The sequence below is a fragment of the Amycolatopsis thailandensis genome (genome assembly GCF_042723255.1).
GTDB classification, from domain to species: domain Bacteria; phylum Actinomycetota; class Actinomycetes; order Mycobacteriales; family Pseudonocardiaceae; genus Amycolatopsis; species Amycolatopsis thailandensis.
In genome coordinates this window covers 31,608-48,140 of record NZ_JBHXJK010000015.1, presented here as the reverse complement: position 1 = coordinate 48,140, position 16,533 = coordinate 31,608, and the positions used below count along the sequence as shown (strand labels likewise).

The window sequence follows — 16,533 nt, the reverse complement described above, 5'->3', positions numbered from 1 at the left end:
CATGACCTCGTCCCGACAGGACCGCATCGCGGCACTGCCCGCCCACCTGCGGGAGGCGCTGCGCGCGCGGATGGCGGGAACGGCCGCGCCCGCGCCGGAGATCCCGGCCGCCGCCGACCGTTCCCGCCCGATCCCGCTCTCGTCCGCCCAGCGGCGCCTGTGGTTCCTCAGCAGGCTGCGGCCGGACGACCCCGAGTACAACAGCGCGTTCGCCCTGCGCCTGACCGGAACGCTCGACCACGCCGCGCTGGCCACCGCGCTGAAGTCGCTGGTCCGCCGCCACGAGCCGTTGCGCACCACCTTCGAGGAGATCGACGGCGAGGGTTTCCAGACCGTGAACCCGCCTTACGAGGTCGCGCTTCCCGTCGTCGACGTCGTCCGCGACGACCTGGAAGACGTCCTGCGCGCCGAGTACACCCGGCCGTTCGACCTCGGCCGCGGGCCACTGTTGCGCGCGATGCTGGCGCGGCTCACCGAAACCGAGCACGTGCTGCTGGTGTGTGTGCATCACATCGCCACCGACGGCGCGTCGATGGGGGTACTGACCGAGGAACTCGGCCTGCTCTACCGCGACGGCGAACACGCGCGGCTTCCCGCCCAGCCGGTGCAGTACGCGGACTTCGCGGTATGGCAGCGAAATCGGCCGTTACGAGGAGCGGGTCTCGACTATTGGAAGGCGCACCTCGCCGACGTCGTCCCCCTGGAGCTGCCCACCGACCGGCCCCGGCCGCCCGTGCGAAGCACCGACGGCGCGGTACGCGAGTTCACCGTGCCCGTGGAGGTGGCCGGGCGCCTCGCGGAGCTGGCGCGCTCGTCGGAGACCACGTTGTTCACGGTGCTGCTCGCCGCGTGCCAGGCGTTGTTCGCCCGCTACACCGGGCAGGACGACATCGCGCTCGGCACCGTCGTGCGGGGCCGCGAAAAGCCGGAACTCGAACGTGTCGTCGGCTTCTTCGTCAACACCGTCGTCCTGCGTTCGGCCGTCGACCGGTCCGCGACTTTCACCGAGCATCTGACTCGCGCCCGCCAGACCGTGCTGGACGCCTTCGCGCACGACGACGTGCCGTTCGACGCCGTCGTCGACGCCGTACAGGCCGGCCGCGACGCCGGGCGCAACCCGCTGTTCGACGTCATGGTGCTGCTGCATTCCGCTTCCGGGGCCGGACCCGGGTTCCCGGGCCTGACCGTGGAACCGGCGGAGGTGGCGCGGGACGCGGCGAACTTCGACCTCTCGGTGGAGTTCGAGGAGTCCGGCGGCGAGCTGGCGGGGCTCGTCGAGTACAGCACCGAACTGTTCGACGCCGCCACGGTCGACGGCCTGATCGGCCACCTGCTGCGGCTGCTGACCGGGATCGCCGCCGAACCCGGCCGCCGGATCGCCGACCTGCCGCTGACCGACGACGACGAGGAACGCCGTCTGCTGTTCTGGGGGAGCAACGGGCTGGAGGTGCCTGCCACGACGATCGTCGACCTGCTGGACCACCAGGCGAAGACCCGGCCCGGCGAAATCGCGCTGGTTTGCGGCGAAACCCGGCTGACCTTCGCCGAACTGGCCGCCCGTACCGACGGCGTCGCCGCGGAGCTGGCCGCCCGCGGCGCCGGTCCGGACCAGGTCGTCGCGGTGCTGCTGCCGCGCTCGGCCGAAGCGATCGTCGCGTTGTTCGCCGTGCTCAAGGCGGGCGCCGTGCACCTGTCGATCGATCCGGGTCTGCCACCCGAGCGGATCCGGACGCTGCTGGAGGACACCCGGCCGGTGGTCGTGCTCGACGGCACTTTCGAGGTCACCACCGACGGGCCGCGACCGGCGCCGCCACGGCCTTCGGACGCCGCGTACGTCATCCACACCTCGGGCTCGACGGGGACGCCGAAGGGCGTCGTCGTCGGCCACGCGGCCCTGGTCAACCTGCTTGCCAACCACCGCACCGTGTTCGGCCGCGACCGGATGCGCGTCGCGCTGACCGCGACCCTTTCCTTCGACACCTCGTGGGAAGGCCCGCTGCTGCTGGCGGACGGCCACGAACTGCACGTCATCACCGAGGAGACCCGGCTCGACCCGGCCGGGCTGACCCGCTACGTCCGCGACGAGAACGTCGACTTCCTCGACGTCACACCGTCGTACCTGCGGCAGCTGCTGCCCGCAGGACTGCTCGAAGGAGAGCGTCGGCCGAAGTTCCTGATGGTCGGCGGCGAGGCCCTCGACGGCGATCTCTGGCGCGAACTCGCCGCGTCCGGAACGGAAGCCCACAACTACTACGGGCCTACCGAGTCCACAGTGGACGCCACGCGCGCTCCGGTCATCGGCGATCGGCCGGTGATCGGCAGGCCGCTGGGGAACGTGACCGCCTACGTCCTCGATGAAGGATCCCGGCTCGTCCCGGTCGGCGTCCCCGGCGAACTGTGCCTTGCCGGCGCCCAGCTCGCCCGTGGTTACCTCGGCCGTCCGGGGCTGACCGCGGACCGCTTCACCGCCGACCCGTTCGGCCCGCCCGGAGCCCGGCTCTACCGCACCGGTGACCGGGCACGCTGGACCGCGGACGGGCAGCTGGAGCACCTCGGCCGGGTCGACGATCAGCTCAAGGTCCGCGGCTTCCGGATCGAACCGGGCGAGGTCGAAGCGGTGCTGCGGGCGCAGCCGTCCGTCACGGACGCCGCCGTGGACGCGCGGAACGGCACACTGGTCGCCTACGTCGTCGGTGACACCGAACCCGCCCGGCTGCGGTCGGAGCTGAGCCGTGTCCTGCCCGGCCATCTCGTCCCGTCGGTGTTCGTCGGCGTGGAAGCTCTGCCGCTGACCAGACACGGGAAACTGGACCGCCGCGCCCTGCCCGATCCCGAACACACCACCACTACGCCGTACGTCGCTCCCCGGAACGACCGTGAACGGCTGGTGACCGCCATCTGGTCCGACGTCCTCGGCGTCGAACGCGTCGGTGTCGACGACGACTTCTTCGACCTCGGCGGGGATTCCCTTCTCGGCATCAGGGTTCTCGCGCGGCTGCGGGACGCGCTCGGCGCAGAGGTGCCCGCCCGCCTCGTCCTCACCGCGCCCACTCCGGCCCGGCTCGCCCGGCGGCTGCCCGAGAGCACCGCGCCGCAGGCGGCGATCCCCGTGCTGCCCAGGGACGGCGGCCGATTCGAAGCGCCGCTCTCCTTCGCCCAGCAACGGCTGTGGTTTCTCGACGAATTCGAACCGGGCAGTTCCGAGTACGTCTCGCCGACGGCCTTGAGGCTGCGCGGAGAGCTGGACCTCGCCGCGCTGAACCGCGCCTTGACCGCTCTGGTCGCCCGGCACGAGTCCCTGCGGACGACCTTCGCGACCGTCGACGGTCGCGGCGTCCAGGTGATCCACCCGCCCTACGCCGTCGACGTGCCCGTCACCGACGGCGATCTCGACACCGCGTTGGAAGCGGCGACCGGCCCCGTCGATCTGCACGCCGGACCGTCGTTGAGGGTCGCGCTGACCCGGCTCGCGCCCGGCGACCACGTGCTCACGCTCGTGTTGCACCACATCGTCACCGACGGCTGGTCCTCCGGCGTGCTGCTGGCCGAGCTGGCCACGTGCTACAGCGCGTTCGTCCGCGGCGAGACGCCGGTCCTCCCGCCCCTGTCCGCGCAGTACGCGGATTACGCGGTCTGGCAGCGGGAACGGCTTCGGGGCAACGATTTCGACGCCCAGCTCAGTTACTGGCGCAACCGGCTCGACGGCGTGCCCACCCTCGACCTCCCCACCGACCGGCCCCGGCCCGCCGTCCGGACGAAGAACGGCGCCCTGCACGAATTCAGCGTGCCCGCCGGGACCGCGGCCCGGCTCAAGGAGTTGTCCCGGCATCAGGGCGGCACCTTGTTCACGACGCTGCTCGCCGCGAGCAAGCTGCTGTTCGCCCGCTGGTCGGGCCAGGACGACGTCGCCGTGGGCACGGTCGTCTCCGGCCGCGAGCGCACCGAAGTCGAAGGCCTGATCGGTTTCTTCGTCAACACGCTCGTCCTGAGGTCCACTGTGGACTTGACGCTCGGGTTCGACAGCTTCCTGGATGACGTGCGGGACACCGTCCTGGACGCTTTCGCGCACCAGGACGTGCCCTTCGACCGGGTCGTCGACGACCTGCAGCCGGAACGGGACACCAGCCGGACGCCGCTGTGCCAGGTGCTGGTGGTCCTGCACAACACCCCGGACACCCGGCCGTCGATGACGGGTCTGGACGTCGAAGAGCTGGCGCCGCCCGTCGTCACTGCCGGTTTCGATCTCACGATCCACTTCCAGGAGACCGCCGGGCGGCTCGACGCGCTCGTCAACTACAACACCGATCTGTTCGACGCCGCCACGATCGAGCGGCTGACCGGCTGGCTTCGCCGGATGCTCGACGGCATCGCGACGGCTCCGGAGCTGCCGCTCGCCAGGCAGCCCTGGATCAGCCCGGCCGAACGCGACCGGGTGCTGGTGGAGTGGAACGGCAAGGCGGCCGCGGAACCGTCGCCGGTGCTGCACGAACTCTTCGCCGCACGCGCCGCGCGCACTCCGGACGCCGTCGCGGTGACGAGCGGGAGCACCGAGCTGACCTATGGCGAACTGGACAGGCGCGCCAACCGCCTCGCCCACCGGCTGATCGAGGAGGGCGCGGGGCCGGAGCGGCTGGTGGCGTTACGGCTGCCGCGGTCGGCGGATCTGGTCGTCGCGGTACTCGCCGTCCTGAAGTCGGGGTCCGCGTACCTGCCGATCGACCCGGCCTACCCGGCGGCGCGGATCGAGGCGACGCTGGCGGACGCGCGCCCGGTCTGCGTCGTCGACTCCGTCGAGGCCGACGGGCGGCCGGACACCGCTCCGCAGGTTTGTGTCGAGCCGGGAAACGCGGCCTACGTCATCTACACCTCCGGGTCCACCGGTGTGCCCAAGGGCGTCCTGATCCCGCACGCCAACGTCACCAGGCTGTTCTCCTCGACCGCGCACTGGTTCGGCTTCGACGAGAAGGACGTCTGGACGCTCTTCCACTCCTACGCCTTCGACTTCTCGGTCTGGGAACTGTGGGGCGCGCTGCTGCACGGCGGCAGGCTCGTGGTCGTCCCGCAGGACGCGGTCCGCGAACCGGAAGAGTTCCTGGCACTGCTCGCCGAGCAGCGGGTGACCGTCCTCAACCAGACGCCGTCGGCGTTCTACCGGCTGAGCGCACTGCCGTCGCGGCAGCTCGGTCTGCGGTACGTGATCTTCGGCGGCGAGGCGCTGGATCCCGCGCGGCTGGCGGAGTGGTACCGGCGGCACCCGGACGGGCCGCGGCTGGTGAACATGTACGGCATCACCGAGACCACGGTGCACGTCACGCACCGGGCGCTGGAGGCGGACGGCACGGCCACCGTCGGCGTCCCGATCCCGGACCTGCGGACCTACGTGCTCGACGCCGATCTCGCTCCAGTCCCACCCGGGGTGACCGGCGAACTGTACGTCGCCGGGGCCGGGCTCGCGCGCGGCTACCTGAACCGTCCCGGACTGACCGCCTCGCGTTTCGTCGCGGACCCCTTCGGCGGGCCCGGCACGCGGATGTACCGCACCGGGGACCTGCTGAGGTGGACCGGCGGCGGTGAACTGGACTACCGGGGCCGCGCCGATCATCAGGTCAAGATCCGCGGCTTCCGCATCGAACCCGGCGAGATCGAAGCGGCGCTGATCGCCCATCCCGACGTCGAGACGGCGGCTGTCGTCGCCCACGGCGCGGGGGACACCCGGCGGCTCGTCGCGTACCTGACCGGGGCGGTGCCGGGGACGACCGCGCTGCGGGAGTTCCTCGGCCGTTCCCTGCCCGCCCACCTGGTGCCCGCGGTGTTCGTGCCGCTGGAGCGGTTGCCGCTCAACGCCAACGGGAAGCTCGACGTCCGGGCACTGCCCGAGCCGGGCGCGCGGACCGAGAACCGTTACGTGGCACCGCGCACCGACGCCGAGACCGTGCTGGCCGCGGTCTGGTCGGAAGTCCTCGGGGTCGACAGGGTCGGCGTCGAAGACAACTTCTTCGGGCTCGGCGGCGACTCGATCCTCAGCATCCAGGTCGTCGCGGCCGCCCGGCAGGCGGGGCTGACGCTGTCGTCCAAGGACCTGTTCCGCAACCAGACCATCGCCGAACTCGCGCATGTCGCCCTGCCGGAAACCCCTGCCGAGCACGTCGAGGCGGAGAACCTCGGGCCGGCTCCGCTCGGCCCGATCCAGTCCTGGCTGTTCGAACGGCTGGAAGCGCCGTGGCGGCTGACCATGTCCGTGCACGTCGTGCTGTCGTCCGTGGACAGGCCGAAGCTGATCTCCGCCTTGAACCGGGTCGCCGAGCGGCACGACGCGCTGCGCATGCGGTTTTCCCGTACTGAGGGGCGTTGGGAGCAGGAGCCCGCCCCGGTAGATCCGGACAGCGTCCTCAGGCACGTGGACCTGTCCGATGTGGATCCCGCGGAAGACGTGGCGACGGCCATGCGCGCGGAGGCCGTGCGGGCACAGACCTCGCTCGACGTCACCACCGGGCCGCTGTGGCGCGCGGTGTTGTTCACTTTCCGCGATCGGGCGCCGCAACTGTTCCTCACCGCCCATCACCTCGTCATGGACGGGGTTTCGTGGCGGATTCTGCTGTCCGACCTCGAACGCGCGTACCGGGGCGAGGTTCTCGCACCGGTACGGACATCGTTCACGTATTGGGCCCGTTCTCTCGCCGAGAACGTGAAAATGGGAAGACTCGACAAGGAAATCGGGTACTGGGAAACTTCGCTCCGCGGAGCCTGGATGGACATTCCGGTTGACCGCCCGGGCCGCAACACCGCGAAGTCGGAGCGCGGTGTCTCGGTGTCACTTGGCCGGGCCGAGACCACCGCGCTCCTCCGCGACGTACCCGACGCGTACCGCACCGAGGTCAACGACGTCCTGGTCAGCGCGCTCGGCCGGGCGCTGGCCCGGTGGACGGGGCGGTCGAGGGTCGGGATCGCCATGGAGGGGCACGGTCGCGAAGACCTCGCCGGCCCCTTCGACCTTTCGCGCACGATCGGCTGGTTCACCGCCCAGTACCCGCTCTCGCTCGCCGTTCCCGAAGGTGACTGGGGCGACGTGCTCAAAGCCGTCAAGGAACAACTGCGCGCGGTTCCGGCCAAAGGCGCGGGCTTCGAGGCTTTGCGCTACTTGAGCGCCGAAGAAACGCCGGGTTCCGCGTTGCGCGAAGCTCCCGAACCGCGGATTTCTTTCAATTACCACGGCCGCTGGGACATGGGGAGTCCCGCCGAAGGATGGATCCGGGGCAGGGCCGAAGCCCTGGGGGACGACAGCGACCCGGAAAGCGTGCGTCCGTACCTGCTCGACGTCATCGGTGTCGTCGAAAGCGGTGAACTCCATCTCACCTGGCAGTATTCCGAGGAGGTGCACGAAGAAGCCACGGTACGCGCGCTCGCCGACGCCACACTCGACTCGTTACGCGGGATCATCGCGCATTGTGCCGACAACGGGGGACGCACGCCGTCGGACTTCCCGCTGACCCGGCTCGCGCAGGCGGACGTCGATCGCGTCGCCGGTGACGGTCGTGACGTCGAGGACATCTATCCGCTCACGCCGTTGCAGACGGGGATGCTGTTCCACAGCCTGGTCGACACCGGTTCGACCGCCTACTTCGACCAGTTCCGGCTCCGGCTCGCCGGGGTGAGTCGTCCGGACGCGCTCGCCGAAGCTTGGCAGCGCGTGGTCGACCGCACGCCGATCCTGCGCAGCAGCACCGCTTGGGAAGGCATCGAGGAGCCTGTCCAGCGGGTGCACCGCGAGGTCCGGGTCCCGGTCCGGCAGGACGACTGGCGCTCGCTCACGCCGGACGAGCAGGACCGGGAACTGAAGAAGCTGCTGGCGGACGACGTGGCGGCGGGAATGGACCTGGCCGCGCCGCCGTTGATGCGCCTGGCGATCGCGAGGGTCGCCGACGACGAAGTGCAGCTGGTCTGGACCTCGCATCACGTCCTGCTCGACGGCTGGAGCACGGCGCAGGTCTTCGGCGAGGTGTGCGAGCAGTACGCGGCCATCGTGGAGGGCCGCGCCGCGCGGCTGGACCCGCGCCGGCCGTTCCGCGACTACCTGGCGTGGCTCGCCCGGCAAGACCGCCCCGAGGCCGAGGCCCATTGGCGCGCGGTGCTGGACGGATTCACCACCCCGACCCCGTTGCCCTTCGACCGGCGGCCGCAGGAAGCGCACCGCGCCGAGTCCGCGGAAGCCGTCCTCGTCGAATTGACGCCTGAGGAGTCCGCGCGCCTGCACGAGACGGCGAAGTCCGCCGCGCTCACGGTCAACACGATCGTGCAGGGCGCTTGGGCGCTGCTGCTCGCGCGGTACAGCGGGGAGACCGACGTCTTGTTCGGCACGACCGTGTCCGGCCGCCCGGAGGGGATGCCGGGTGTCGAGTCGATGATCGGCATGTTCATCAACACGGTCCCGGCACGCGTGGAGGTCCGTGGCGGGGAATCCGCCCTCGACTGGCTGCGGGAAACGCAGGCGGCGCAGGCCGACGCGCGCCGGTACGACTTCCTCGCCCTTTCGCAACTGCAGGCGTTCACGGACGTGCCCGCCGGAACTGCCCTGTTCGACAGCGTGGTGGTGTTCGAGAACTACCCGATCGAGGACAGCGGGCAGGCCGACGTGCGAGTGCTGGACGTCGAGTCGCTGGACACGACGAACTTCCCGCTGAACCTCACCGCCTACCTGCACGACAAACTCGGGCTCGAGCTGTCGTACGACCCGAGGTTGTTCGACGCGGCCACGGTCCGCCGTCTGGCGGATCAGCTCGCCGGGTTCGTCCGCGCGATCGTCGCGGATCCGCGGAGCCGGCTCGACGCGCTGTCGCCGCTGTCGTCGTCCGAACGGCGCGAACTGCTGGCCTCGGGCAGCGGCCCGGTGATCGACGTGCCGTCCGGCACGGTGCTGGACGTCTTCGAGGCGACGGTCGCCCGCGTTCCGCACGAGACCGCGCTGGTCTTCCGCGGCACGGTCTTGGACTTCGCCGAGGTCGACGCCCGCGCCACGCGACTGGCGGGTGAACTGGCCGCTCGTGGCGCCGGGCCGGAGACGGTGGTGGCCGTCGCGCTGCCCCGCTCGGCCGAAGCCGTGATCGCGATCCTCGCGATCTTCAAGGTGGGCGCGGTGTATCTGCCGATCGATCCCGGTCTGCCGGAGGAACGGAAACGGTTCCTGCTTGAGGACGCGCGCCCGGTGGTGGTGCTGAGCGAGCCGGAGGCCGTTCGAGCGACAGCCACCACGGTCAGGGCGAGCGTGGACACCGCGGCGTACGTCATCTACACCTCCGGTTCGACTGGGACACCGAAGGGCGTCGTCATCGAGCACCGCGGTCTGATGAACATGCTCGCCGCGCACCGCCGCGTTTTCCTCACCGAAGAGCGCCGACGGGTGGCGCTCACCGCGTCGCTGTCGTTCGACACCTCGTGGGAAGCGCTTTTGGCCATGATCGACGGCCACGAGCTGCACGTGCTGGACGACGACACGCGGCTCGATCCCCGCGCCGCCGTCGACTACGTCCGCGACCACCGGATCGACCTGCTCGACCTGACCCCGACCTATCTCCAGCAGTTGCTCGAAGCGGGCCTGCTGACCGGGGACCATCGGCCGGGCACGGTGCTCGTCGGCGGCGAGGCGACCGGCGAGCGACTGTGGCGTGAGCTGGTGGCGTCCGGTGTGACCACGCACAACTATTACGGGCCCACCGAGGTCACGGTCGATTCCGTGCACACGCCGGTGGCGGGGGACCGGCCGCTGATCGGCTCTCCGCTGGCCAACCTGCGCGCCTACGTCCTCGACGCGACCGGGACGCCGGTTCCGGTGGGGATGCCCGGTGAGTTGTTCCTCGCCGGCGTCCAGCTCGCCCGCGGTTACGTCGGCCGTCCGGGACTGACCGCGGATCGATTCGTCGCCGACCCCTTCGGCCCGCCGGGCACCCGTATGTACCGCACCGGCGACCGTGTCCGCTGGACGGCCGATGGACGGCTCGACTACCTCGGCCGCGTCGACGACCAGGTCAAGATCCGCGGCTTCCGGGTCGAGCCCGGCGAGGTGGAAGCCGTGCTGCGGCAGCACCCTTCGGTCACGGACACGACGGTCAACGCCCGCGACGGACGGCTCGTCGCGTACATCGTCGGCGACCCGCGAGGACTGCGGGAGTGGCTGCGGGATCGCTTGCCGGAGCACCTCGTCCCGTCGGCGTTCGTCGCACTCGACGCCCTTCCGCTCACCCGTAACGGGAAGATCGACAAGCGGGCGCTTCCGGCGCCGGGCCGCGACACCGCCGCCGAGTACGTGGCGCCGCGAACCGAGGCCGAACGTCGTCTCGCCGTCATCTGGGGCGAGGTCCTCGACGTCGACCGGGTCGGCGCGACGGACAGCTTCTTCGAACTCGGCGGCGACTCGATCCTGAGCATGCGGATCGCCTCCCGCGTGCGCGCCGAACTGGGCGTCGACATCTCGCCGCGGGCGTTGTTCGCCGCACCGACCCTCGACCGGTTCGCCGCGGCCCTGCCGGAGCAGCGGGCCGGCACGCGGCCGATCCCGGTCGTGGCTCGCGACGGCGCCCTGCCGTTGTCGTTCTCCCAACAGCGGCTGTGGTTCCTGGACGAGTTCGAACCGGGTGGCACCGAGTATCTGTCGCCCTCCGCGTTGCTGCTGCGCGGTGAACTCGACGTCGTCGCCCTCAACCGCGCGCTGGACTTCCTGGTCGCCCGCCACGAGTCGCTGCGCACCACCTTCGACGCGATCGACGGCCGCGGTGTGCAGTTCGTGCACGAGCCCTACCGCGTCGACCTTCCCGTCGAAGACTTCGACGAGGACAGGATGGCGCGGGAAGCGTCCCGTCCGTTCGATCTGCGAACCGGACCCCTCCTGAGGGCCCGGTTGTTCCGGCGGACGCCCGAGGAGCATGTCCTGCTGCTGGTGCTGCACCACATCGTCACCGACGGCTGGTCCTCGGGCGTACTGGCCGCCGAACTCGACGAGACCTACGCCGCCTTCGTCCGCGGAGAAGAGCCGTCACTGTCCGAGCTTCCCGTGCAATACGCGGACTTCGCGGCCTGGCAACGGGAACTTCTCGACGGCTCCGCGCTCGCCGGACAGCTGGAGCACTGGAGGGACCGCCTCGCCGGACTCGAACCCCTTGAGCTGCCCACCGACCGGCCCCGGCCCGCGACGCGCACGACGGCGGGGGAGTGGATCGGATTCGATCTTCCCGCCGACGCCGTCGCGAGACTCCGGGAACTGGCCAAAGCCCAGGACGGCACCCTGTTCATGACCCTGGTGGCCGCCTGCCAGGTCCTGCTGGCCGGGTGGGCGGGCCAGGAAGACGTCGCCGTCGGCACGGTGACCGCCGGGCGGGAGCGCACCGAGCTGCAACGGCTGGTCGGATTCTTCGTCAACACCCTGACCCTTCGGTCCACTGTGGACACCGAACGGTCCTTCCGGGAGTTCCTGGCACAGGTGCGGAACGTGGTACTGGACGCGTTCGGCAATCAGGACGTCCCGTTCGAACGCGTGGTGGACGCCGTGCAGCCGGTCCGCGACCCGAGCCGCACCCCGCTGTTCCAGGCCATGGTGGTCCTGCAGAACACCGGTGACCGGCCCGGTTCCGGCGGGCTCGTCGCGGGCGAGGTCGCGCTGCCGGCGGTGGCGGCCCCCTTCGACCTCCTCGTGCAGTTCGAGCAGGACGGCGACACGGTGCACGGGGCGATCAACTACAGCACCGGACTGTTCGACGCCGCGACCATCGAGCGGCTCATCGCGCGGCTGCGTGCCCTCCTGACCACGCTCGCCGCCGAACCGGACCGCCCGATGACCACGCTGCCGACGCTGCCCCAGGGTGAGCTCGACCAACTGCGAGCCTGGAACGACACCGCCCGTGCCGTCCCGGCCGCGTCCCTGGCCGAACTCTTCGAAGCACAGGTCCGGCGGACACCTACCGCGCCCGCGCTGATGACCGACAGCGGTTCGCTGACCTTCGGGGAGCTCAACGCGCGGGCCAACCGGCTGGCGCGCTCGCTCCTGGAGCGGGGCGCGGGACCCGAGCGGGTCGTCGCCGTCCGGCTGCCGCGTTCGGTGGCGCTCGTGGTCACCGAACTGGCCGTGGCCAAGACCGGCGCCGCGTTCCTGCCCGTGGACCCCGGCTATCCCGCCGAGCGCATCGAGTTCATGCTGCGTGACGCGGACCCCGTCCTGGTGGTGGACGGCGAACTCGACGCGGGCGCCCACGACGACACCGACCTGGGAGTGCGGTTCGATCCCGCTCAGCCCGCCTACGTGATCTACACGTCCGGCTCGACCGGCCGGCCCAAGGGGGTCGTCGTCACCCATGCCGGGCTCGCGACGTTCTCAGCCGCCGAGATCGAACACTGCGACGTGCGGCCCGGTGACCGCGTTCTGGCCTTCAGCTCGCCCAGTTTCGACGCCTCGATCCTGGAACTGTGCCTGTCCCTGCCCGCCGGTGCCGCGCTCGTCGTCCCACCCGAGGGGCCGCTGCTCGGTACCGACCTCGCCGACGTCCTGCGCCGCACGCGGGTCACCCACGCGCTGATCCCGCCGATCGCGCTGGCCACCGTGCCCGAGACGGATCTCCCGGACTTCCGGACCGTGATCGTCGGCGGGGACACCTGTCCGGCGGTGCTGGTGGACCGATGGGCTCCCGGGCGGCGGATGATCAACGCCTACGGGCCCACGGAGTCCACCGTGGTCACCTCGTGGAGCGAGCCGCTGACCCCGGGCGCCCCGCCGCCGATCGGCACACCGATCCCGAACACCGAGGTCCACGTCCTGGACAAAGCGCTGCGGCCGGTACCGATCGGCACGACCGGCGAGCTGTTCGTCTCCGGTGCCGGTCTGGCGCGCGGCTATCTGAACCGGCCGGGCCTGACCGCGGACCGGTTCACGGCGAATCCCTTCGGGCGCCGGGGCAGCCGGATGTACCGGACCGGCGACCTGGTCCGGTGGACGGCATCGGGTGCGCTGGAGTTCGTGGGGCGTGTCGACGAGCAGGTCAAGGTCCGCGGTTTCCGGGTGGAACTCGGCGAGATCGAAACGGCCCTGCGACGCCATCCGCAGGTACGCGACGCGGTCGTGGTCGCCCGCGAGATCGGTGGGCACAAGCGTCTCGTCGCCTACGTCGACGGCGAGACGGCGGATCTGCGGGCCTTTCTCGGCGAGACGTTGCCAGCTTACCTCGTGCCTTCGGTCTTCGTGCCCTTGGACGCGGTTCCGGTCACCGCCAACGGCAAGGTGGACCGCGCGGCGCTTCCCGCTCCGGATCCGGCTTTGGCACAGGGCGCGGACCACGTGGAGCCGCGCACCGAAACGGAGAGGTCGCTGGCGAAGCTCTGGACCGAGGTCCTCGGCGTGGACCGCGTCGGGTCCACGGACAACTTCTTCGACCTCGGCGGCGATTCGATCCTGAGCATCCAGGTCGTCCACCGGGCCCGGCAGGCCGGGCTGGCGATGCGGTCGAAGGATCTGTTCACCCACCAGACGGTCGCCGAGCTCGCGACGGTGGTGAAACCGGTGGACACGGCGGACGCGGATCGCGAGGTCGTCGTCGGCGACGTTCCGCTGACCCCGATCCAGCAGTGGTTCTTCGCCTCCGAACCGGCGAATCCGGCGCACTTCAACCAGTCTGTGCTCGTCGAACTCGAAGGACCCGTGGAGCAGGAATCGCTGCGGCTCGCGCTCGACGCCGTCATCACCCAGCACGACGCGCTGCGCCTGCGCTTCGAGCGGACCGAAGAGGGATGGACGCAGTACAACGAACCACCCGAGCCGGGGCCGGTACTGAAGAAGGTGCCCGCCGACCGGTTGGAGGCCGAAGCCGAGGTCGCGCAGGCGGATTTCGATCTCGCGCGGCCGCCGCACCTGCGCGCGGTGCTGACCGAACCGGACGGAGCTGGGAATCCCCGCCTCCTGCTCGCCGCGCACCACCTCGTCGTCGACGCCGTGTCGTGGGGCATCCTGCTCGAAGATCTCGAACGCGCGTACCGGCAGATCGAAGCCGGGGAGAAGACCGACCTCGGGACCAAGACGACGTCCTTCCGCGAGTGGTCCCACCGCCTGCGCGAGTTCATCCAAGGCGGGGGACTGGACGACGAACACGGCCATTGGGCTCGTGAGCTGCCCGGCCGCACCGTTCCGCGCGACCGGACGGACGTGCCGCCCGCGCCACCGGAATCGGTGACCGTCGAGGTCGCCGAACGGGACACCGACGCCCTGCTGCACCTGGCACCCGGCGCCTATCGCACCCGGATCAACGACGTCCTGCTGACCGCGCTGGCCAGGGCGCTCACCCGCTGGACAGGGGAGCGAGACGTCGCCGTCGACCTGGAAGGCCACGGACGCGAAGAGATCCTCGACGACGTCGACCTTTCCCGGACGGTCGGCTGGTTCACCACCTTGTTCCCCGTCGGGCTCACGATCGACGACTCGGCCGGGTGGCGAGCACTCGTCAAGGCGACCCGGAAACAGCTGCGCGCCCTGCCCCGCAACGGTTTCGGCTACGGCGCCCTGCGGAACTTCCGGTTCCCCGAGCTCGGTGACACCGCGCCGGAGGTCGCGTTCAACTACCTGGGGCAAGGCGACCACGCGAGCGAGGGGACCGGCTTCTACCGGCGAGCCCACGCACCCCTCGGCCGCGAACAGGATCCGGAAAACCGGCCGCCCCACGTGCTCGAAGTGGTCGGCGGTGTCCGGGACGGCCGCCTGGAGTTCTCCTGGTACTACCAGCCCCATCTGAACACGCGCGCCACGGTGGCGGCCGTCGCCGCGGACTTCGCCGCCGCCTTGCGGGCCATCGCGGCCGACTGCCGGGGTGACGAGACGTGAGCGGGCTGCGAAGCAATCGCGACTACCGTCTCCTGTGGACCGGGCAGGTCGTGTCCGAAGCCGGGTTCAGCACCACCATGATCGCCTTTCCCCTGGTGGTACTGGCGATCACCGGCTCCGGTGTCCAATCGGGACTCGTCGTCGGTGCGGTGGCGATCGCCCAGCTGGTCGCCGGGCTGCCTGCCGGTGCGCTGGCGGACCGCTGGTCCCGCAAACGGATCATGCTCGGCTGTGAGGCCATGCAGGCGATCGCGGCCGTCGTGCTCGTCCTCGCGCTGTGGCGGGACGTGGCGGGAGTCGGTCTCCTGGTCGTCGTCGCGGTGGTGATGGGAGTGTGCCGTGCCTTGTTCGAACCGGCGGAGGAGGCGAGCCTGCCGCTGCTGGTCCCGGCCGACCAGGTCCCGTCGGCGGTCTCGCTGAACGCCGCGCGAACGAGCGCCGGACAGCTCTCGGGTACCGCGCTCGGCGGCTTCCTGTTCTCCTTGGGCCGGTTCGTGCCGTTCGTTCTCGACGTCGTGACCCACCTCGTCGCCTTCGTGTCGCTGTTGTTCGTCCGGCTGCCGGCCCGCCGGACCACGGCCTCCCGCCCACCCGCGCATCTGGGCCGGGAGATCGCGGAAGGACTGAACTGGGTGTGGCGGCAACCGCCGCTGCGCGTCACGACGTTCTGCGTGATCAGCCTCAACCTGTTCTTTTCGGCCTACTACCTGGTGATCATCGTGCTCGCCGACGGCCGGGGCATGCCGTCGGGGGAGATCGGCGTCATGGCCGCGATGCTCGGCGGCGGCGGGGTGCTCGGCGCGCTGGCCGCACCCGTCCTGTACCGCAGGTTCAGCCCGTACGTGTTGATCGCCGGGGTGTTCTGGGCCTTGACCGTCCTGACACCGCTCGCGATCTTCGTGCACAGCGGATACCTCATGGGCCTGCTGTTCGCGGGGATCGCCTTTCTGCCGCCCGCCGCCAACACGGCCATCAGCACCTACCAGCTGCTCACCACACCCGACGAGTTGCGCGGCCGCCTCGGTGGCGTGCTGGGGGTGACGGGCGGTCTGGCCGCCGCGCTCGGGCCCGCACTGGGCGGGTGGCTGGTCGAGTTCCTGCCCGGCTCCACGGCGGTGCTTGCGTGCGCGGGCGCCATCGCGGTCGTCACGCTGCTCACCACCTTCAACCGCACACTGCGCGGGCTTTCCGCCACGTCCGCACCATCCGAAGTGAAAACCACCGTAAGTTGAGGAGAGAGAACCGATGGACGACAACACCACGTTCCAGGTCCTGATCAATGACGAAGAGCAGTACTCGCTTTGGCCCGCGGACAAGGAAATCCCCGAAGGCTGGCGTCCCGATGGCAAAACGGGCACTCGCCAGGAGTGCATGGACCACGTGGACGAGGTCTGGACGGACATGCGTCCCCGAAGCTTGAGGGAGCGCATGGCAGCCGAATGACCGGTCGCGGTGCCCGCGGCGGTGGCCGCACCCGCCCGGGCACCGCCCGCTTCCCGAGCGGTGCGTTTCGAATTGTTGAGGGGTAAGGCAAATGTGGCGTGTTCTGTCGCTCGCCCGCACAGGCCGGACCCGATGTCGCGAAAGCCACATTCGGGACATCTGATGTCGCGAAAGTGGCTTTAGCGACACCACCGGGCCGTCGCCGCCCCCCCAGACCGCAAGCCACGGGGTGATTGGGACATTAC

General features: G+C 70.5%; 3 protein-coding genes. All 3 read left to right on the top strand.

The window, feature by feature from the left end:
• The first annotated feature begins 1 nt into the window (after position 1).
• From ACFWMR_RS08730 to ACFWMR_RS08720, 3 genes are read left to right on the top strand one after another with little or no spacing between them, the layout of a single operon-like run.
• On the top strand, positions 2-14,845 hold the full coding sequence (locus ACFWMR_RS08730) for a non-ribosomal peptide synthetase (protein WP_378377965.1): 14,844 nt from the start codon (positions 2-4) through the stop codon (positions 14,843-14,845).
• Positions 14,842-16,077, top strand: a complete 1,236-nt coding sequence (locus tag ACFWMR_RS08725) for an MFS transporter (RefSeq protein ID WP_378377964.1) — start codon at positions 14,842-14,844, stop codon at positions 16,075-16,077. The genes ACFWMR_RS08730 and ACFWMR_RS08725 overlap by 4 nt, the downstream gene beginning before the upstream one ends.
• Positions 16,078-16,090: 13 nt before the next feature.
• Complete coding sequence (locus ACFWMR_RS08720; protein ID WP_378274131.1) at positions 16,091-16,288, top strand: MbtH family protein; 198 nt, start codon at positions 16,091-16,093, stop codon at positions 16,286-16,288.
• The last annotated feature ends 245 nt before the right edge of the window (positions 16,289-16,533 follow it).

Excerpts from the sequence above, each read along its gene's own strand:
- ACFWMR_RS08720 (WP_378274131.1), top strand. The coding sequence starts at position 16,091 with ATGGACGACAACACCACGTTCCAGGTCCTGATCAATGACGAAGAGCAG.
- ACFWMR_RS08730 (WP_378377965.1), top strand. The coding sequence starts at position 2 with ATGACCTCGTCCCGACAGGACCGCATCGCGGCACTGCCCGCCCACCTG.